Raw genomic sequence first — 18,159 nt, forward strand, 5'->3', positions numbered from 1 at the left:
GCCCTTCATGGCATCCGATCGCGGCCCTGTCCGGTACCGCAGCGCGGAGACGGTCGAGGTGGCGGGGCGCGCCCTGCCGCTGTCGTCCGTCTTCGCCTACGATACCGCGCGGTGGGATTTGCGTGCGATCGTGGCGGAGTTTTTCGGCACCGACGCGCTCGAGACGCTGCACCTGGATCCTCGCTGGAACCCGCAGAAGACGGACCTCACGCTGCCGCATCACTTCGTGACCCGAAACAGCTGGGACGTCAGCAAGGCCTTGCACGCAGCGGTAGCCGAGCGCTCGATGGCGCTGATCCGGTCGCTCGTCTTCGATCATGTCGACGGATTCGCCGGCCCGATCCGGAGTTGCCAGCCGATTGCGATGATGCGGGTCAACTTCCACGGCTCGCGTGCGATCCTGCGCTTTCATCGTGATGCGGAATACGGGCAGCGGCCGAATCTGGTCAACATCTGGCTGCCGGTGACACGCACCTTCGACAGCAATTCGATGTACGTCGAATCCGCGCCGGGGTTGAGCGACTTCAAGCCCGTCGAGCTTGAATACGGCGAAGGATTCATATTCTACGGCACCGAGATGATGCACGGCACGCTGGACAACCTGAGCGGCGCGACGCGCATCTCGTACGACTTCCGGTTCTCGATATAGCGCCGGGCGTTCAGGCCGCCATTTTGTCGCCGACACCTGCTTCAACGCCTCTTCGACCCACCGCACGTCGCCCGCCTCGCGGGGCGGGCCTGCTTGAACGGTGCCGAGGTGGCGCTGGCGCCCGAAGCGAGGAGCGAGAAGCGAGAAGCGAGAAGCGAGAAGCGAGAAGCGAGAAGCGAGAAGCGAGAAGCGAGAAGCGAGAAGCGAGAAGCGAGAAGCGAGAAGCGAGGAGCGAGGAGCGAGGAGCGAGGAGCGAGGAGCGAGGAGCGGCGCGGCGGCCGGGAATGCCGGCGCGTCAGTCGAGCGGAGGCACCGCGCCATCCTGCAAAGTTTTGACGAGCCTCGCGCGCCGTTTCTCGAGATCCGCGATCTGACGGTCGATGGCTTCGAGGCGTTCCCGCTGGACGTCGGTGATCTGATCGCACGAGCGGGCGCCGTCAATCAGCAGCATGCAGTCCGGAAAGCCGCGAATATCGTCGATGGTGAAACCGGTCGCGATCATGCGCTGAATCTGTTTGACCTGCGTTACCACCTTGTCGGGGAACATGCGATAGCCGTTGGCCGCCCGCACCGACGCGAGCAGGCCGTGCTCGTCGTAGTGCCGGATCGATCGCACGCTCGCGCCGGTGAGTTGGGCAAGCTCGCCGATGGTCAGGCGTGCCTGCGCAGATGGATTTTTCATGAAAGGCAGGTTAGCACGAACCGCTTGACTCTCACACAGGTGTGAGGGTTGAGACTGGGCGTTCCGGCCACTCTTTCAGGAAAACATCATGAAATTCCGATCGCTGATCAACCTGCTGATTGCCGCGATCGCGTGGGCGATGCCGGTCGCATTCGCCAGCGCCGCGGCCGCCGCGCCCGTGAGCTATACGGTCAGCTCGACGGACGGGGCCAAGCTGGCCGTTCAGGAAAGCGGCGACCCGGACGGGCCGCCGGTCATCCTGATCCACGGTCTGCTCGGCAGTCGCCTGAACTGGGACGCCCAGGTGGCGAGCCCCGCATTGCGCCGCTACCGGATCATTACCTACGATCTGCGCGGTCACGGCCTGTCGGACAAGCCGTCCGGCGCGGAACCGTATCGCGACGGAAACCGTTGGGGTGACGATCTTGCGGCGGTCATCCAGGGGGCGCATGCGCGCAAACCCGTCGTGGTCGGCTGGTCGCTCGGCGGCGTCGTGATCTCGAATTACCTCGCCAGGTACGGCGATCACGGGATCGCCGGCGCGGTGTATGTCGACGGCGTGGTGGAGCTTGCGCGGGATCAGATCGTCGCGCATCCCGATGTTTACCGGGACATGAACGCGCCGGATCTGAAAACGCATCTCGACGGCGAACGCACCTTCGTCGGTCTGTGCTTCAACCATCGACCGGACGCCGCCACGTTCGAGCGGCTGCTCGCCAACGCCGCGATGGCATCGTGGGACATGCAGAAGGCCGTCCCGACGATGACGGTCTTCGCGGCCGCGGGGCTCGGCCACGCGCACGTGCCGCTGCTTTTCATCTACGGCGGTCGCGACGCGCTCGTCGATACGGACGCGACGCTGGCGCGCGCGGCTGCGCTGAATCCGCGTGTGGTCAGCAAGGTGTACGCGGAGTCGGGGCACGCGCCGTTCATCGAGGAGGCCGAGCGGTTCAATCGCGATCTGGCCGCGTTCGTCCAGTCAGCGTCGCGGCAATGAATGCGCGTGTCGCGCTGCCCGCATGGCGCAATCCGGGGCGCGCAGGCACGCGATTTCAGGCGGGCGTGGCCGTGGTTCAGGCCGCGTCGCCCACCGCGCGATCGTGAAAGCGCTGGAACGCATCGAGCAGCCGCGCGCGCTGCGCCGCCAGCGACGGATCGCGCCGATCGCGCGGCCGCGCGACATCGACGTGGATTTCGCCGTCGATACGGCCCGGGTTCGGCGCGAGCATCAGCACGCGATCGCCGAGATACAGCGCCTCGTCGAGATCGTGCGTGACGACGATCGCGGCCATTCGGTGCCGGTGGACGACATCGAGCAGCAGCGTCTGCAGGCGCATCCGGGTGATCGCATCGACCGCGCTGAACGGTTCGTCGAGCAACAGCAGATCCGGTTCGCCGAACAGCCCGCGAGCGATCGCGGCGCGTTGCGCCATTCCGCCCGACAACGTGGCCGGCAGTTGCCGCGCGACGCCCGCCAGGCCCACTTCGTCGAGCAACCGGGCAACGCTCGGCGCGCGGCCGCCTCGCGGGCCGGCCGCGAAACCGACGTTGTCCGCGATCGATAGCCACGGCAGCAGCCGCGGCTCCTGGAAGATCACGCCGACGCGCGCGGACGGTCCGGCGAGCGCGCTACCGTCCAGCGTCACGCTGCCGCGAAAGTCGGCGTCGAGCCCGGCGACGATCCGCAGCAGCGTGCTCTTCCCGCAACCGCTCGGGCCGACCACGCAGACGATCTCGCCGCGTGCGACCTGCAGCGCGACGTCGGCGAGGATCGTGCGACCGCCATACAGCTTGCGGACGATCCGCAGGTCGAGCAGCGGCGTATCGGTGCCGGCGGCCGGGCGGGCCGAAGGATGTGCACTCATTTCGACACCTCCCGCGGCACGCTGTCGAACGCATCGCGCCAGCCGAGCCAGCGCAACTCGATGCGGCGCATCGCGCCATCGGTCAGCTTGCCGAGCAACGCGAGCAGCAGGATCGCGCCGAATACGAGATCGGGGCGCCCGGTTTCGCGGCCGTCACTCAACAGGAAACCGAGGCCGCGGGTAGCCGCGATCAGCTCCGCGGCCACCATGAACATCCACGCGAGACTGAGGCCGGTGCGCAGGCCGGTGACGATCTGCGGCAGCGCGGCCGGCAGCAGGATGCGACGGAACAGCGCCAATGGGCCGAGCCGGTACACCGCGCCGAGCTCGACGAGCTTGCGGTCGACGTCGCGAATGCCGGCGACCACCGCAAGATGGACCGGGAAGAATGCGCCGATGGCGATCAGCGTGATCTTCGGCGCTTCGTCGATACCGAGCCACAGCAGCAGCACCGGCACCCATGCGAGCGAAGGAATCGCGCGCAGCGCCTGAAACGTCGGCTCGAGCAGCGCGTCGATCCGACGGCTCAGGCCCATCGCCGCGCCGACGACGAGCGCGAGCCCGGCGCCGGCTGCAAAACCCGCCGCCACCCGCAACGCACTCGCAGCGACATGGCGTGCGACCCGCGTGACGCCCATGCGCGCGAGCGTATCGAGAATCTCGCTGGGCGCCGGGACGAGGCGATCCGGCAGCCAGCCCTGGCGCACGGCGCACTCCAGCAGCGCGAGCGCGGCGAACGGCAGTGCGAGCCCTGCGATGCGCCACCCGCGAAGCGGGTCGCGCCGGCTCGCTTCGGGCGGGGCCGGACGGCGGGGCGCAAGCGCATCGTCCCGGGCAGCGGTGTCCGTCATCGGCGGCCAGCTCAGTGCGATGCAGCGACGATCGGGCGCGCGAACGACGGATCGATCAGCGTATCGACGATCTTCGCGGGATCGACGCCGGGCTTGGTCAGCTGCTCGGCCGTCAGCACGGGCGCGGCGGCCTTCAGCGCCGCGCGCTGGGTATCGCCCGGCACCGGATCGCTGAAGTCGTTGCGCTGGAGCTGCAGCCGCGCGACCGGCAGCGACACCTTCGATTCGTCGGCGACGATCTGCGCGGTTTCGGCCGGATGCGCAACGATCCACTGGCGCGCGCGGTCGTAGACCTTCAGCACGCGCGCAACCGCCTGCGGATACTGGCCGGCGAACGCGTCGCGCACATTCAGGAACCCGTACGTATTGAACGCGACGTTGCGATACAGCAGGCGCGCGCCGTCGTCGAGCTGGGCGGCCGCCATGTGCGGATCGAGCCCGGCCCATGCATCGACCTGACCGTTCGCGAGGGCGGTGCGGCCGTCCGGATGCTGCAGGTTGACGATCTCGACGTCGTCGCGCGTCAGGCCGGCCGTGTGCAGCGCCCGCAGCGTGAACAGGAACGGATCGGTGCCGCGCGTCGCGGCGATTTTCTTGCCCTTCAGGTCGGCAAGCGAGCGGATCGGCGAATCCTTGCGTACGACGAGCGCCGTCCACTCGGGACGCGAGAAGACGTAGACCGTGCGGATCGGATTGCCGTTCGCGCGCGCGAGCACGGACGCCAGCCCGGCGGCCGAACCGAAATCGACCGCGCCGCTGTTCAGGTATTCGAGCGCGCGATTGCTGCCGAGGCTCAGCACCCAGCGAATCGACGTCCGGTCGGCCTTGAACTCGTCGTCGAGCCAGCCGAAGTGGCGGATCACGAGACTCTCGGGCGAGTAGTACGCATAGTCGACGCGGATTTCCGCGGGCGTCGCCGCGTGGGCAGGCATCGATGCGAGACCGGCGAGCGCGGCAATGACGAGGGCCGCGGATTGCCACGCGCGGGACCAGAACAGCTTCATCGGGGAATCTCCGGAAGAGCGGCAATGCGCCGCGAACAGGCAGGGTAGCGGGCTAATGTACCCAAGCACCGGCGATCCGTTAACGAAGAAATCCTCGATTGAACATGCGCGCGGCTGCTAAGCGCACCGGCCGCGCAACTTTATGACGCAGGGCGATTAATTAATCGCTTTATATCGCTTGGGATTGCCGGACCGGGGGGACAGAATTTCGGCTGCCGGGCCTCGCCGGCAGCGGGACCGCCTTCGCGGGATGGCCTGACGCTCCGCGAATGTGCACGCCCGGTTTCCCGCGCCACGCGAACATCGCCGGTCATCCGGCGTGAAATTAAGGAATGCGATGAGTTCGATCCACCTGGACCCGGTCACCCCGGTCTCTTCCCCGATCCGCTCGGCGAGCGACGTCGCGCGCCTGATCAACACGGTCGACAGTTCGGTCAGCCATGCGCGGATGATCGTGCTGCTGGCGCTCGGCGGCGTGTTTCTCGATGCGTATGACCTGACGACGCTGTCTTACGGCATCGACGACGTCGCGCGCGAGTTCGGCCTCACGCCCGCGCTGACCGGGCTGGTCGGGTCGGCGATCATGATCGGCACGATCTTCGGCAGCCTGATCGGCGGCTGGCTGACCGACCGGATCGGCCGCTACCAGGTGTTCATGGCCGACATGCTGTTCTTCGTCGTCGCGGCGATCGCGGCCGGGCTCGCGCCGAACGTCTGGGTGCTGATCGGCGCCCGCTTCGTGATGGGGCTCGGCGTCGGCATCGACCTGCCCGTCGCGATGGCGTTTCTCGCCGAATTCTCGAAGTTCAACGGTCGCGGCAACAAGGCGTCGCGGCTCGCGGCGTGGTGCCCGATGTGGTACGTCGCGTCGTCGGTCTGTTTCCTGCTGATCTTCGGCCTGTATTTCCTGTTGCCGGCCGAGCATGCGGGCTGGCTGTGGCGCGCGTCGCTGATCTTCGGCGCGGTGCCCGCGCTCGTCATCATCCTGTTCCGGAACCGGTTCATGAACGAATCGCCGCTGTGGGCCGCGAACCAGGGCGATCTGGCCAATGCCGCGCGCATCCTGCGCGAATCGTACGGCATTCACGCCCACGAAGCGGAGGATGCGCGACGCGAGCCGGGCCCGCCGCCCGTGCGGATTCGCGTGCTGTTCCAGCGCCCGTATCTCGGGCGCACGATCGTCGCCAGCGTGATGAACCTGTGCATTCCGTTCGAATACACGGCGATCGCGTTCTTCCTGCCGTCGATCCTGTCGCAGTTTCTCGGCGCGGGCGTGTTCGAAACGATCGCGGCCTCGCTCGCGTTGAACGTGCTGTTCGCGTTTACCGGCGGCTTGCTGGGCATGCGCCTCGCGTATCGGTACCCGTCGCGCCATGTCGCGATCGCGGGGTTCGCGCTGCAAACGGTCGCACTCGTCGCGCTCGCGCTGGCGGGGCATCCGCACGGCGCACTCGCGGTTGGCGTCGTGCTGCTGATGCTCGGTACGTGGCTGTTCGCGGAAGGCTTCGGGCCGGGCGCGCAGATGATGATCTATCCGACGCTGTCCTATCCGGCCGCGATCCGCGGCACCGGCGTCGGCTTCGGGCGATCGCTGTGCGGCATCGGCCAGGCGCTGGCGCTGTTCGTGCTGCCGATCCTGCAAGCCCGTCTCGGTACCGACATGTTCTGGGTCGTCGCGATCAGCGCGGTCACGCCGATCGTGTTCCTGCTGATCGTGCGCTACGAACCGACGGCGCGCGACATCGACGACGAAAGCGCCGCGTGAGCGTTGGCGGGAGGGCGCTCGCCGCTCCCCGCAAACACAAACGGCTTCGCCGGGCCGCGCGAAGCCGTTTGCGCTGAGGCCGGTTGCTCCGTACACGGGCATACCGGCCTGGACATTGCCGTTCGTTATGCGCTGACCGCTTCCTGCTCCGCATCGCGCTTGACCTGCTCGATATCGCGAAACTGCGCGGCCGGATGCGTATCCGGCAGCCGCGCCGCGCCGCCGAACAGCTTCTCGCGCAGCGTACCCGGCGCATAGGCGGTCGGATACACGCCGCGCCGCTGCAGCTCCGGAACGAGGTGGCGCACGACATCCTCGAAGGTTTCATGCGCGACCGCATACGCGAGATTGAAGCCGTCCACGTCGGTCGCGGCCACCCATTCCTGCAGGATGTCCGCGACGGTTGCGGCCGACCCGACGAACACCGGGCCCATCCCGCCGATGCCGCCCCAGGTCGCCAGCGCCTCGATCGTCCACGCGGTGTCGCCGCCCGACAGGTGCTCGACCGCCGACACGATCGCATTCGTCTCGACGCGCCGCACGGGATCGGCCGGCGCATACTGGCCGAAGTCGATACCGGTCCAGCCCGACATGAATACCAGCGAGCCGTCGTACGACACATAGCGGCGGTACTCGTCGAACTTGGCCTGCGCTTTCTCGTCGGTTTCGTCGACGATCACCGTGACGAGGTTGTAGATCAGCACGCCGGCCGGATCGCGCCCGGCGGCAGCGGCCTGCGCGCGCACGTCGGCCACGTAGCGCGCGAGCTGGTCGCGGGTCGGCGCGGCGACGAACACGCATTCGGCGTGCCGCGCGGCGAACGCCTTGCCGGGGCCGGACGCACCGGCCTGGAACAGCACCGGCGTGCGCTGCGGCGACGGCTCGCACAGGTGATAGCCGGGCACGTCGAAGAAGCGGCCCTTGTGGCCGATCTCGTGCACCTTCTCGGGATGCGTGAACACGCGGCCGTCCCGATCGCGCACCACCGCGCCATCTTCCCAGCTGCCTTCGAACAGCTTGTACAGCACCTCGACGTATTCGGCCGCGACCGCATAGCGGTCATCGTGCGTGCGCAGGCCGTGATCGCCGACGTTCTTCGCACCGCTCTCCAGGTACGACGTGACGATGTTCCATGCGAGCCGGCCCTTCGTGTGATGGTCGGCCGTCGACAACCGGCGCGCGAACGTGTACGGGTGTTCGAACGTCGTCGACGCGGTGATGCCGATGCCGAGATGCTCGGTCGCCATTGCGATCGGCGCGGCGAGCTGCAGTGGATCGTTGACCGGAATCTGCGCGGCCTGGTGCAGCGCGTGATAGTTGCTGCCCTTGTAGACGTCGTAGTAGCCGATCACGTCCGCGATGAAGATCGCGTCGAAGATCCCGCGTTCGAGCACGCGGGCGAGGTCGGTCCAGTAGTCGAGATCCTTGTACTGCCACGAGCGGTCGCGCGGATGCGCCCACAGGCCCGGCGACTGGTGGCCGACGCAGTTCATCTCGAACGCGTTGAAGCGGATGGGCTTGCTCATCGCGCGACTCCGGCTTCCGTTTCCACGTCGGCGCCCGCACCGTTGCCGACGCGCCAGACGAACGGCGGCGTGCGGCCGTTGATGACCCAGTCGCCGACGATCCGCGCCTTGTAGACGAGCGGATTGTGCGACGACACCGTGCGCGCGTTGCGCCAGTGACGGTCGAGCGCGGCCGTGGTGCGGGTCGCGGATGCGCCGAGCGCGTCGAACAGGCGCGTCGCCGCGCGCAGCACGAGTTCGGACACGACGAGCTGGCTCTGCGCGGATTCGATCTCGGCCGCGACGTTCGCCGCGTGCTCGGCTGCGTCGTCGCCGCCGAAGCGCACCTCGTACGCGAGCTGAAGCGGCTGCGCGGCGCGCAGCGCGAGCGCGTCGGCCGCGTACGCCCACGACGCGATTTCGCCGATCACCTGCTGCAGCTGCGCGTCGTCGCCCGCCCGCGCCGCGTTGCCGTGGCTGTACACGCGCGTGCGGCTGCGCACGAGCTCGCCCGCGTCGCGCACGATCGCATGGCCGATGCCCGCCAGCGTGGCGACGTGGAACAGCTGGTAGAACGCGGTCTGGTACTTGAAGCGGCGCGCGAAGTCGATCACGTTGCCGGCGTCGACGGCCGCATCCTCGAAACGCGTCGTGCCGCTGCCGGTCGTCGTCTGGCCGAAGCCGTCCCAGTCGTCCTCGCGGATCACGCCGGGCTGCGCGGTCGCGACGGCCACGATCACGTCGCTGCCGTCGTGCGCGCGCTGCGCGAACACGTCGATCCAGTCGGCGAACAGGCTGCCCGTGCTGTAGAACTTCCGGCCGTTCAGCACGAGCCGGCCGTTCTGTTCCGATACCTTCGTGACGGTCTGGCCGAGCGGCACGTCACCGGCCTCCGACCAGGCATTGCCGACGAGCTGGCCGCTCGCGAAGCGGTCGAACCAGGTCGTGCGTTGCGGCCCGGCCGGCGCATTCAGCCAGTCCTCGACGAACGCGAAATGCCCGCGCAACGCCTGCGGCAGATTGGAATCGGCGGTGGCGAGTTCGGTCAGCAGCCGGAACAGCTGCGGCAGCGACGCAGCGGCGCCGCCGGCGCTTGCGGGCAGCCGCACCGCGCCGAAGCCCGCCGCTTTCAGCCAGCCGATCGCCTCGTGCGGCAGTTCGCGGCGGCGTTCGCGTTCGGCGGTGCCGGCGGCGATGCGCTCGAAGATCGGCCGAAACCGGCTCGCGAGCGTGTCGTAGTCGGTGCCGGTGGAAAGGTCGGGGGCTGCGTGCGTCGAAGTCATGCGGGGTTCCTCGAAGAGCGGGGCCGATTGCGCCGGGACGCCAGTATAGGAAGCGCGACGCGAGCGTTCCAATAACGGATTCGCAGATGGTTATCGCCGCTGCGTATTACCGGAACCGGGCGGGGACGCATCGACGTTCGTACGTCGATTGCGACGCACAAGCGCGGCATCGCGTGTGAAGATCGACAGGTCGTTTGTTATCCAAAGGAATATCGTTCCGAGAATCGCTCGGTTTTAGCGCTCGCGCCGCGCTGCTAGATTGAACGCTTTCGTCATTCGACAGGAGGGGCAGATGTCAGACACGAGCGCCACGATCCAGGAGCGTCCGGCCGATGCAGCGCATCGCGCGGCCCACGTGATCGCCGACGACGCACAGGCGATCGCGGCCGCGCACGCACTCGCGCAACGGCTCGCGGAAGGCGCGGCCGAACGCGATCGCACGCGCCGCCTGCCGCGCGACGAAATCGAATGGTTTTCGCAGTCGGGACTGTGGGCGATCACGGTGCCGAAGGCGTACGGCGGGGCAGGCGTGTCGCATGTGACGCTGACCGAAGTCATCAAGATCGTCGCGGCGGCCGATCCGTCGCTCGGGCAGCTGCCGCAGAATCATTTCGGGCTGGTCGACGTAATCACGCTGACCGGCACCGACGCGCAAAAGCGTCACTTCTTCGCGGAAGTGCTGAGCGGCAAGCGCTTCGGCAACGGGTTCTCGGAGAAGGGCACGAAACACGTACTCGATCTGAAGACACGCGTGCGCCGCGACGGCGACGACTATCGGGTAGACGGCACCAAGTTCTACTCGACCGGCGCGCTGTTCGCGCACTACGTGCCGGTGCTGGGCCTCGACGACGCGCACCAGGCATGGCTCGCATACGTGCCGCAGCCGACTCCGGGGCTGGCCGTGATCGACGACTGGTCGGGATTCGGGCAACGCACTACCGCGAGCGGCACGGTCGTGCTCGATGCGGTGCGCGTTCCAGCGTCGCACGTGCTGCCCGCGCAGCGCGTGTCGGACGTGCCGACGCTCAACGGCCCGCTGTCGCAGATCATCCAGGCGGCGATCGACGCAGGCATCGCGAAGGCGGCCATCGACGACACGCTGGCGTTCGTGCGTACCCGCACACGGCCGTGGGTCGACAGCGGCGTCGAGCGGGCCACGGACGATCCGCTGACGATTCGCGAGATCGGTCATCTGCATATCCAGCTGCATGCGGCCGAGGCGCTGCTCGAACGTGCGGCGCGCACGCTCGACGAAATCGCGGCGCGCGGCAACGTGACCGAAGACGATGTCGCGCGTGCGTCCGTCGCGGTCGGCGAAGCAAAGGTGCTGACGACCGAGGTCGCGCTGCTCGCGGGCGAAAAGCTGTTCGAGCTGGCCGGCACGCAATCGACGCTCGCCGAGCACAATCTCGACCGGCATTGGCGCAACGCGCGCACGCATACGCTGCACGATCCGGTGCGCTGGAAATATCACCTCGTCGGCAACTACTACCTGAACGGCGTGCGCCCGGCACGCCATGCGTGGAATTGAGCCGCGCGCGGCCGGCGGGCCGTCCGGCCGCCGCGCATCGCGCTAGCGGCCGGACGCCAGCAGCGCCCGGGCCAATAGCCGCGCGAATCCGTCGAGCGCGAAGCCCAGCGCGCCGATGACGACGATGACCGCCATCAGTTCGGAATACGCGAGCCGGTCGCGCGTGTCGAGGATCAGGTACCCGAGGCCCGCGCTGACGCCCAGCATCTCGGCCGGCACCAGCACGATCCACAGGATGCCGATCGCGAGCCGGATGCCGTTGAGCAGCGGTCCCGCGATGGCAGGCAGCACGATGTGGATCAGGAGCTCGCGGCGGGTGGCCGCAAGGCTTGCGCCGAGCTGCAGCCATCGCCGGTCGATCTGGGTCACGCCAGCGGCCGTGCTCATCAGGACCGGCCACAACGCGGCGAACCCGAGCAGGAAGTAGATCGCACGGTCGCCGATGCCGAACGACATCACGGCGAGTGGCATCCACGACAGCGGCGACACCATGCGCAGGAACTGGAACGTCGGCGACAGCATGCGCTCGATCCATTGCACGCGGCCGATCAGCAGCCCGAGCGGCACGCCGGCCAGCAGCGCGGCGCCAAGCCCGACGCCGATGCGCCGCAGGCTGACGAGCGCGTGCTCGAGCAGGTGATCGTCCGCGCACAGCGACCGCAGGCTCGCAAACGCGCTGTCCGGCGCGAACTGCCGGCCGAGCGAGCCGGGCTCGGTCAATGCGTGGATCGCGGCCCACCAGACGGCGACGGTCGCGACGAGGCCGGCCACGCCGAGCCATCCGGCGGCCATGCGCGCCGGGGAACGGAAGCCGCGGGCCGCGCGCGTTTGGCGGGCGGACGAACGGCGGGTGGCAAGCGCATCAGACAACGATGATCTCCTCCCGCCGGAAGGCGGCCGGCTGACCGAACGCCGCGAGCCCGCCGACCGCGTCGATGCTCTTGCGCACGAACCGGTCGTCGACGAGATCGCGGGCCGCGAACGCCGGGTCGAGCGACGCGAGGAATGCGCGGTCGCCGTCGACCACGGTACGCTTCAACCGCTGAACGAGCGCCTCGGTGTAGCTCGGGAACGGATACGGCTGGAAGTCGATCCGCTTGCCGCGCCAGTCCGCATGACGGATCGCGCCGCTCGCACGATAGGTGTCGGCCAGCGACGCCGACGGAACCAGCACGCGATCGAGCGCCGCGAGCGTGTGCGGCGTATAGCGGTGCGTGCCGTCCTTCGACAGCAGTTGCGCGGTTTCCTGCGGATGCGAGCGCGCCCACAACTGCGCCTTCACGATCGCGTTGACGACCTTCTGCGACCACGCGGGGCGCTGCGCCAGATCGTTCTCGTGCATGAACACGACGCAGCACGCATGGTTCTGCCAGACGTCGCCGGTGAAGCGCAGGATCTTGCCGATCTTCATCAATTCCGCCGTCGCGTTGAACGGCTCGGCGACGATATACCCGGCGATCTGGCGCGCGGCGAGCGCGGGCAGCATGTCCGATGGCGCCATCACGACCAGGTTGACCTCGTTCGGCCCGGGCGTGCCGCGCCGCTTGAGCACGGGGACGAGCCCCTGCTGACGGAGCATGTCCTGCAGCACGACGTTGTGGATCGAGTACCAGAACGGGATCGCGACGGTCTTGCCGCCGAGATCGCGCAACGAATCGACGCCGGGCGCGACCGTCAGCCCGGAGCCGTTCACGTGGTTCCAGGCGACGACCTTTGCCGGCGCGCGGCTGCCATAGCGCGCCCAGAGCGTCATCGGCGACAGCAGGTGCACGACGTTGACCTGGCCGGACAGGAACGCTTCGACGAGCTGCGCCCAGCTGCGCAACAGCTTCGGTGGCTCGACGTTCAGCCCTTCGGATGCGAAGAGGCCGTTGTTGTGGGCCACCAGCAGCGGCGCTGCGTCGGTGATCGGCAGATAGCCGATGCGAACGGGCGCATCGGGATCCGTTGCGGCATGCGCGTTCGCCATGGACAGCAGCGGGGCGGCGCCGGCCGCGGTGAACAGGGTCGCAAGCTTCAGCCATTCGCGGCGCGACATCGGTATCTGGCACATGGGAGGCGGGACAGGTCAGTGAGCGGGGTGGAGTTCGGACGCGTGCGGGCGCTTCATGCCGGCCTGCAACGCCTTCAGGATGTCGATGCGCATCGTGCCGAGTTCGCTGACGAACGCGTCGCGCGGATGCGGAAGATCGACCTGCCAGGCATCGATGAAACGGCCTTGCGTGCCGAGCAGCACGATGCGGTCGGCCACGAGCAGCGCTTCGTCGATGTCGTGGGTCACGAGTACCGTCGCGCAGCGCGTCGTCGCGACGATGCCCGCCAGCAGCTGTTGCATCGCGGCGCGCGTGACTTCGTCGAGGGCGGAGAACGGCTCGTCGAGCAGCAAGGCCTGCGGTTGACGCGCCAGTGCGCGCGCGAGCGCCGCGCGCTGCGCCATGCCGCCGGAGAGCTGGGCCGGGCGTAGCGCTGCGGCGGCTTCGAGCCCGACCGCGCGCAGGGCCGACCGGACGCGTTCGCGTTGCTGATCGCGCGTGAGGCGATCCTGATGCTCGAACGCGAGCCCGAACGCGACGTTCCGTTCGGTCGACAGCCACGGCAACAGGCAGGGATCCTGAAACGCGATCGCGATCTTCGGATGCGGACCCTGCAGCATCGCGCCGTTGACCGACACGGTGCCCGATTGCGGCCGCTCGAGGCCGGCCAGCGCGCGCAGGAGGCTCGACTTGCCGGTGCCGCTCGGGCCGATCAGCGCGACGATTTCGCCCGGAGCGACCGACAGCGAGACATCGGCAAGCACGATCGTGGGCGACGGCTCGCCGTAGCCGAGCGTCAGGTGGCGGGCGTCCAGCAGCGGCGGCGTCATGCGGCGATGCTCCGCGACTGCGCCGCGAGTTGCGCCTTCAGCTGCACCACGCTGGGCGTGACGATCGGAATGAACGCCGCTTCGCGCCAGCGTCGATCGAAACCGAGCCCGGCATCGCGCAGATAGCCGCGGCCACCGCTCGCCTCGAGTTCGAGGTTCACGGCGGTCGCCACCAGCGTCGCGAGCGTGATGCGCAGCTCGAACAGGCGATCGGGGTGCATGCGCAGGCTGCCGTCGGCAAGGCCGCTCGACAGCTGCGCGCATGCGGCGGCCAGCCCGGCCGCGCACGATTCGACTTCTGCGCCCAGGATGCCGCGCGACGTCTTCGCCGCACGCTGCGCTTCGGCCAGCGCGCGACGCGCAAGCCCGATCGAGAGCCCGCACTGCAAACCCAGGAACGCCGGTCGCACCGCCGGCAGGAAAGTTCGCGCATCCGGATGGATCAGCCACGCGGTATCGGTCGGCACGTCCTCGAGACGCAACGCGGCGGTGTTGCTGCCGCGCAGCGCGATCAGGTCGAGATCCGTGCTGCGGGCCAGGCCGGGCGCGTCATGCGGGATCGCGACGATCGCGGACGGGCGGCCATCGGGAAACGCGACGGCGGCCGCCACCACGAACTGCTCCGCGCGCAGGTTCGTCACCCAGGCCATCCTGCCGGTCAGCCGCCAGTCGTCGGCCGCTTCCGCGTGCTGCGTGGCGTCGATCTGCAGCGATTCGATCCCGCACAGATACTTCATCGCGTTCGACAGGCCGCTGGCACCGGCGCAACTGCCGTCGAGCAGCGCCGGCAGCCAGCGCTCGCGCAGCGCGGTATTGGGGCTTTGCAGCAGATACTCGATGAAGCTGCGCTGGCCCCACAGGACGAAGGCTGCCGCCAGCGAATGCTCGGCCACCGCGGCGATGCCCGCAATGGCGTCCGCGGTACTGCCGCCGGCGCCGCCGAGGCTCGCCGGCACGCCGCTTCGGAACAGCCCCGCGGCCGCGAGGCGCGGCACGACTTCGGCTTTCAGGTCGGCGCTCGTGTCGAGCGGCGTGGCGTTCGCGTCGAGCCAGTCGACGAACGACGCGTCGAGTGCGGGCGCCGTCAGGCGAGCTGTGTCCGGGGTTCCCATCGGTATGCCGCCAGTTCGGGGTTGAGTTCGTTGCGCGCGAGGTTGTTCGCGAAGTTGCACAGCGTTGCGAGGCTGACGCCCAGCACCACCTCGAGCGCGTTCGCTTCGGTGAAGCCGGCGGCAACGAAGGCGTCGAGCGCGTCGTCGGCAACGGCGCCGCGCGTCGCGATCACCGCACGCGTGAATTCGGCGACGGCATCCAGCCGCGCATCGGCGACCGGCTCACCGTCGCGCAACGCGTTCACGTCCGCGCGATCGACATGCGCCTTTTTCAGCGCCGCCGCGGTGTGGCCGGCCACGCAGAACGCGCAGCCGTGGACGGCGGCCGCGGTGATCTGAACCGCCTCGCGCTCGGCAAACGTGAGGCCCGCACGGCTGTTGATCTCCGAGACGGTCAGATAGGTTTCGAGGGCGACCGGCGCATTCGCGAGCGAGCGCACCAGGTTCGGCAGGAAGCCGTTCGCACGCAGCGATTTCTCCAGGAACGGCTGGCTCGGCGCGGGGGCCGTTTCGATGGCAGGCAAGGGCAGGCGGCTCACAGGATTCTCCGGAAGGGCAGTGAGAACATTGTCGAGGCGGCGTCGCCACCGGACAATGCGCGAACATCCGCGATTCCTGTGCGTTCGTCCCGCGGGGCGGCGGTGCGCCGTCCGGTTAGTGGAGGCGCGCCGCAGGGTGCGACGCGTTGTCGCGATCGCGACGCCATGCGCCGGGCTGCATGCCCATCGTGCGCTTGAATGCATGCGCGAATGCCGACTCCGACTGATAGCCGACGATTTCGCCTGCACGCGAAATCGGCAAGCCCTGCTGCAACAGGTCTGCCGCGAGCCTCATCCGCACCATCGTGACGAACTGCATCGGCGGATGTCCCGACGCTTCGCTGAAGTGCTTGCAGAACGCGGTGCGCGACATGTTGGCGAGCGCGGCCATCGACTCGGTGGTCCACGCGTCGCCGGGCGCGTCGACGATCGCGGCCAGGAGCGTGCCGAAGCCGGTCCGCTGCATCAGCGACGCGAGCCCGCTGGTCACGGTATCGTGCCCGGCGGCGTCCCGTACCGCATAGAACAGCAGCAGTTCGACCAGCTTGTCGATCAGCGGCGATGGCGCGTCGACGCCATGACGGCCTTCGGCGCGTATCAGGTCGAACAGGCCGTGGATGCCGCGATGGGCGTCGTCGCCGCGCCGCACGATCAGGTACTCCGGGAGGAGCGACACGATTGCGCGCGAGACGGTGGAGTGGAATTCGATGAAGCCGCAGGCAAGCCCGACACTGCCGTCGACCGACGGGTCGAGCGTCTGCATCGTTCCGCGTCGCTCGATCCGGCCGTCACCGGCGACGGTGCAGGCGTTCGGATTGACCGGGCTCGGCGACAACCCGTGCGGCACGTCGCGCAGCAGGAACACGGCTTCGCCTTCGGCAACCTGGACGCTGGCGCGCCCGTCGGCGAAGTGAAGCCACGCCGATCCATGCAGGATGACGTGGAAGCTTGCCTTGGCACGGCCGGCGGTCGACGCTTGCCAGTCGCCGCAGTACTGGCCGACGTGAAAGAGCTGGCTTCTGGGCGCCAGGCTGGACAGCAGCCAATGGACGACCTTGTCTGTTTGCGCGGACATTCCGATGCTGGAAGGAGGTTGACGCGCCCATGCTACGGGCTGCGTCGCGCCGCTCAAACCAACGATTCGTAGAAAGCTTTTTCCTGGCGTGGCGAAGGGATCCTCGCGTACGCGTAACGTCTACGACTCCCGGCGAACGCGTGCGAGCCCCTTACGGTACGTCGTCACCGCGAACCCGGCCGGACGGTTGGCCCTCGCGCGAGGCCCCGGACCAGTCTCTTCCGCAGCCTGCCGTGACACGCCCGTCATGTGAAGCCGGAAACGCGCGGGGCGTTCTGCCGTTCGAGCGTTGGGTAGCGCACCCGTTGCCATTTCGCTCCCGCCTTTCCGTATCGCGACACCCCGCCGTGCAGCAACGCCCCGGCGGTCGCTCGCATTTCGGAACGCATCTTCGTGTTCGGCTCGTTCCTTGACGCAACGCTGGCGGATCATGTGCCTGCGGCTTCCCGGCATCGTTGTCCCGGCATGGCCAAGCGGCCTGTCGAACGGCAATACGCTACGTCGTTCAATGCCGTGAATCAACGCGTGGCGCGATCGCCTCGACACGCCGGAACCTCGGGCGGCGCCCGCATACGCTGCCTGAAAAATCCATCCCGTCCATGGAATCGACATTGTCAATGTTCATGCAGGAGGCCGGCATCCCGTCGTTGACCCAGGAACGGTATCTGCTGGAAGCGCGAGGGCGCGGCGCAGGCCGACACTGGCATGTGGACGATGAAGCGCTGATCCGTGCATACCGATACGCGTCGAATACCGCGCCGAAAACAGCCGAGAGCCACGCGAGCCTGCTGCGCCAGTTGGGCAATTGGTTGCGCGCCAACCCCGAGGCCGACGGCAGGCCGCGCCCGACCTTGTCGGTGTTGTGCGCCGAATTGATCGAGTCGCACCGGCCGGCGCGCAAAAATCCGCATGTCCAGGCGTTCCGCGAAGCGGTGGGAAGGCGCAGCAGTACGGGTAAAAATACGCCCAGTGCACTGGATGCGCTGGTTCGCGGCGATACCGCGCGGAAACGGCAGCCGGTCCAGAGCGACGACGAAGCATTGATCCGCCGCTATCAGCAGACCTCGGCCACGCTTCGCAGGACGGCGCTGACGCATGCGAGCCTGCTGCGCCGGCTGGCGATCTGGCTACGCAGCCATCCGGAAGAGAGCGGGCAGCCGCGGCCGACACTCGCCGAACTGCGCAGCATGCTGTTCCGTTCAGGACAAGCGGCCCGCGCGAATCGCCATCTCCAGGCTTTTCGCGATGCGGTGGGACCGCAGAGCAGCGCCGGCCAGAACGTGGCCAGCGCACTGAATGCCCTGGTGCACGGCAATACGACGCGAAAGTCGCGACGGGCCCGGGTCGACGCAGAAGCATCCGTCAAAGCGCGTCGAATGGCCCCGGTTCCCGCTCCGTAGGCGGCACGGCGTCGTGCGCGCGTGCTGCGTCGCGT

At 68.3% G+C, this 18,159-nt stretch carries 17 protein-coding genes; 5 read left to right on the plus strand and 12 right to left on the minus strand.

The genetic code is table 11. From position 1 onward, the window contains the following. Positions 1–7: 7 nt before the first annotated feature. On the plus strand, positions 8–649 hold the full coding sequence (locus tag OHZ10_RS33400; protein ID WP_342706313.1) for a hypothetical protein: 642 nt from the start codon (positions 8–10) through the stop codon (positions 647–649). Positions 650–944: 295 nt separating this feature from the next. On the opposite strand, the gene OHZ10_RS33405 is transcribed toward OHZ10_RS33400, so the two are convergent. Next, entirely contained in the window at positions 945–1,331 is a 387-nt protein-coding gene (locus OHZ10_RS33405; protein WP_340625961.1) for a MerR family transcriptional regulator, read from the minus strand. Between the two features lie 88 nt (positions 1,332–1,419). Here OHZ10_RS33405 and OHZ10_RS33410 point away from each other — a divergent pair, with 88 nt between their 5' ends. Then, positions 1,420–2,328 carry an alpha/beta fold hydrolase gene (locus OHZ10_RS33410; RefSeq protein ID WP_256087319.1) on the plus strand — a complete coding sequence of 303 codons (909 nt, stop codon included), beginning with the start codon at positions 1,420–1,422 and terminating at the stop codon, positions 2,326–2,328. Positions 2,329–2,404: 76 nt separating this feature from the next. Here OHZ10_RS33410 and OHZ10_RS33415 read toward each other — a convergent pair whose 3' ends face one another. The 3 genes from OHZ10_RS33415 to OHZ10_RS33425 are packed head-to-tail and all read right to left on the minus strand — an operon-like array spanning position 2,405 to position 5,051. After that, positions 2,405–3,196, minus strand: coding sequence for an ABC transporter ATP-binding protein (locus OHZ10_RS33415; protein ID WP_256087320.1), 792 nt, complete (start codon positions 3,194–3,196; stop codon positions 2,405–2,407). Beyond that, entirely contained in the window at positions 3,193–4,047 is an 855-nt protein-coding gene (locus tag OHZ10_RS33420; protein WP_059241504.1) for an ABC transporter permease, read from the minus strand. Before OHZ10_RS33420 ends, OHZ10_RS33415 begins: the two co-directional genes overlap by 4 nt. Before the next feature lie 11 nt (positions 4,048–4,058). After that, on the minus strand, positions 4,059–5,051 hold the full coding sequence (locus OHZ10_RS33425; RefSeq protein WP_342706314.1) for an aliphatic sulfonate ABC transporter substrate-binding protein: 993 nt from the start codon (positions 5,049–5,051) through the stop codon (positions 4,059–4,061). A 337-nt stretch (positions 5,052–5,388) separates the two neighbouring features. Between OHZ10_RS33425 and OHZ10_RS33430 the strand changes: the two genes are divergently transcribed. Beyond that, the gene (locus OHZ10_RS33430) at positions 5,389–6,816 is read left to right on the plus strand and encodes an MFS transporter (protein ID WP_256087323.1); all 1,428 of its coding nucleotides are present in this window, start codon (positions 5,389–5,391) and stop codon (positions 6,814–6,816) included. 125 nt (positions 6,817–6,941) lie between these two features. On the opposite strand, the gene OHZ10_RS33435 is transcribed toward OHZ10_RS33430, so the two are convergent. Then, positions 6,942–8,342: an LLM class flavin-dependent oxidoreductase gene (locus OHZ10_RS33435; protein ID WP_342706315.1), complete on the minus strand. Its 1,401-nt coding sequence runs from the start codon at positions 8,340–8,342 to the stop codon at positions 6,942–6,944. Then, the gene (locus OHZ10_RS33440) at positions 8,339–9,604 is read right to left on the minus strand and encodes an acyl-CoA dehydrogenase family protein (RefSeq protein ID WP_342706316.1); all 1,266 of its coding nucleotides are present in this window, start codon (positions 9,602–9,604) and stop codon (positions 8,339–8,341) included. The genes OHZ10_RS33435 and OHZ10_RS33440 overlap by 4 nt, the downstream gene beginning before the upstream one ends. Positions 9,605–9,896: 292 nt before the next feature. Here OHZ10_RS33440 and OHZ10_RS33445 point away from each other — a divergent pair, with 292 nt between their 5' ends. Continuing rightward, positions 9,897–11,135 (plus strand): SfnB family sulfur acquisition oxidoreductase, encoded by a 1,239-nt coding sequence (locus OHZ10_RS33445; RefSeq protein WP_174994471.1) that lies wholly within the window; start codon positions 9,897–9,899, stop codon positions 11,133–11,135. 42 nt (positions 11,136–11,177) lie between these two features. Here the strand turns inward: OHZ10_RS33445 and OHZ10_RS33450 are convergent, their stop codons facing one another. The 6 genes from OHZ10_RS33450 to OHZ10_RS33475 form a co-directional block, all read right to left on the minus strand. After that, positions 11,178–12,005: an ABC transporter permease gene (locus OHZ10_RS33450; protein ID WP_340625969.1), complete on the minus strand. Its 828-nt coding sequence runs from the start codon at positions 12,003–12,005 to the stop codon at positions 11,178–11,180. Beyond that, positions 11,998–13,188 carry an ABC transporter substrate-binding protein gene (locus tag OHZ10_RS33455; protein ID WP_340625970.1) on the minus strand — a complete coding sequence of 397 codons (1,191 nt, stop codon included), beginning with the start codon at positions 13,186–13,188 and terminating at the stop codon, positions 11,998–12,000. The genes OHZ10_RS33450 and OHZ10_RS33455 overlap by 8 nt, the downstream gene beginning before the upstream one ends. A gap of 15 nt (positions 13,189–13,203) precedes the next feature. After that, entirely contained in the window at positions 13,204–13,998 is a 795-nt protein-coding gene (locus tag OHZ10_RS33460) for an ABC transporter ATP-binding protein (RefSeq protein WP_059241521.1), read from the minus strand. Continuing rightward, complete coding sequence (locus OHZ10_RS33465) at positions 13,995–15,110, minus strand: acyl-CoA dehydrogenase family protein (protein ID WP_342706318.1); 1,116 nt, start codon at positions 15,108–15,110, stop codon at positions 13,995–13,997. Before OHZ10_RS33465 ends, OHZ10_RS33460 begins: the two co-directional genes overlap by 4 nt. Next, positions 15,083–15,649 (minus strand): carboxymuconolactone decarboxylase family protein, encoded by a 567-nt coding sequence (locus OHZ10_RS33470; RefSeq protein ID WP_059241525.1) that lies wholly within the window; start codon positions 15,647–15,649, stop codon positions 15,083–15,085. Before OHZ10_RS33470 ends, OHZ10_RS33465 begins: the two co-directional genes overlap by 28 nt. A gap of 115 nt (positions 15,650–15,764) precedes the next feature. Beyond that, positions 15,765–16,724, minus strand: a complete 960-nt coding sequence (locus OHZ10_RS33475) for an AraC family transcriptional regulator (RefSeq protein WP_342706319.1) — start codon at positions 16,722–16,724, stop codon at positions 15,765–15,767. A gap of 617 nt (positions 16,725–17,341) precedes the next feature. Here OHZ10_RS33475 and OHZ10_RS33480 point away from each other — a divergent pair. Then, positions 17,342–18,124, plus strand: a complete 783-nt coding sequence (locus OHZ10_RS33480) for a hypothetical protein (RefSeq protein WP_256087330.1) — start codon at positions 17,342–17,344, stop codon at positions 18,122–18,124. Positions 18,125–18,159 lie beyond the last annotated feature (35 nt).

This window comes from Burkholderia arboris (assembly GCF_038723655.1).
Taxonomy (GTDB): Bacteria; Pseudomonadota; Gammaproteobacteria; order Burkholderiales; family Burkholderiaceae; genus Burkholderia; species Burkholderia arboris.

What these genes read in the sequence shown, in the direction of transcription:
- OHZ10_RS33400 (WP_342706313.1), top strand. Translation starts at nt 8, where the DNA reads ATGGCATCCGATCGCGGCCCTGTCCGGTACCGCAGCGCGGAGACGGTC.
- OHZ10_RS33405 (WP_340625961.1), bottom strand. Translation starts at nt 1,331, where the DNA reads ATGAAAAATCCATCTGCGCAGGCACGCCTGACCATCGGCGAGCTTGCC.
- OHZ10_RS33410 (WP_256087319.1), top strand. Translation starts at nt 1,420, where the DNA reads ATGAAATTCCGATCGCTGATCAACCTGCTGATTGCCGCGATCGCGTGG.
- OHZ10_RS33415 (WP_256087320.1), bottom strand. Translation starts at nt 3,196, where the DNA reads ATGAGTGCACATCCTTCGGCCCGCCCGGCCGCCGGCACCGATACGCCG.
- OHZ10_RS33420 (WP_059241504.1), bottom strand. Translation starts at nt 4,047, where the DNA reads ATGACGGACACCGCTGCCCGGGACGATGCGCTTGCGCCCCGCCGTCCG.
- OHZ10_RS33425 (WP_342706314.1), bottom strand. Translation starts at nt 5,051, where the DNA reads ATGAAGCTGTTCTGGTCCCGCGCGTGGCAATCCGCGGCCCTCGTCATT.
- OHZ10_RS33430 (WP_256087323.1), top strand. Translation starts at nt 5,389, where the DNA reads ATGAGTTCGATCCACCTGGACCCGGTCACCCCGGTCTCTTCCCCGATC.
- OHZ10_RS33435 (WP_342706315.1), bottom strand. Translation starts at nt 8,342, where the DNA reads ATGAGCAAGCCCATCCGCTTCAACGCGTTCGAGATGAACTGCGTCGGC.
- OHZ10_RS33440 (WP_342706316.1), bottom strand. Translation starts at nt 9,604, where the DNA reads ATGACTTCGACGCACGCAGCCCCCGACCTTTCCACCGGCACCGACTAC.
- OHZ10_RS33445 (WP_174994471.1), top strand. Translation starts at nt 9,897, where the DNA reads ATGTCAGACACGAGCGCCACGATCCAGGAGCGTCCGGCCGATGCAGCG.
- OHZ10_RS33455 (WP_340625970.1), bottom strand. Translation starts at nt 13,188, where the DNA reads ATGTGCCAGATACCGATGTCGCGCCGCGAATGGCTGAAGCTTGCGACC.
- OHZ10_RS33460 (WP_059241521.1), bottom strand. Translation starts at nt 13,998, where the DNA reads ATGACGCCGCCGCTGCTGGACGCCCGCCACCTGACGCTCGGCTACGGC.
- OHZ10_RS33465 (WP_342706318.1), bottom strand. Translation starts at nt 15,110, where the DNA reads ATGGGAACCCCGGACACAGCTCGCCTGACGGCGCCCGCACTCGACGCG.
- OHZ10_RS33475 (WP_342706319.1), bottom strand. Translation starts at nt 16,724, where the DNA reads ATGTCCGCGCAAACAGACAAGGTCGTCCATTGGCTGCTGTCCAGCCTG.
- OHZ10_RS33480 (WP_256087330.1), top strand. Translation starts at nt 17,342, where the DNA reads ATGTTCATGCAGGAGGCCGGCATCCCGTCGTTGACCCAGGAACGGTAT.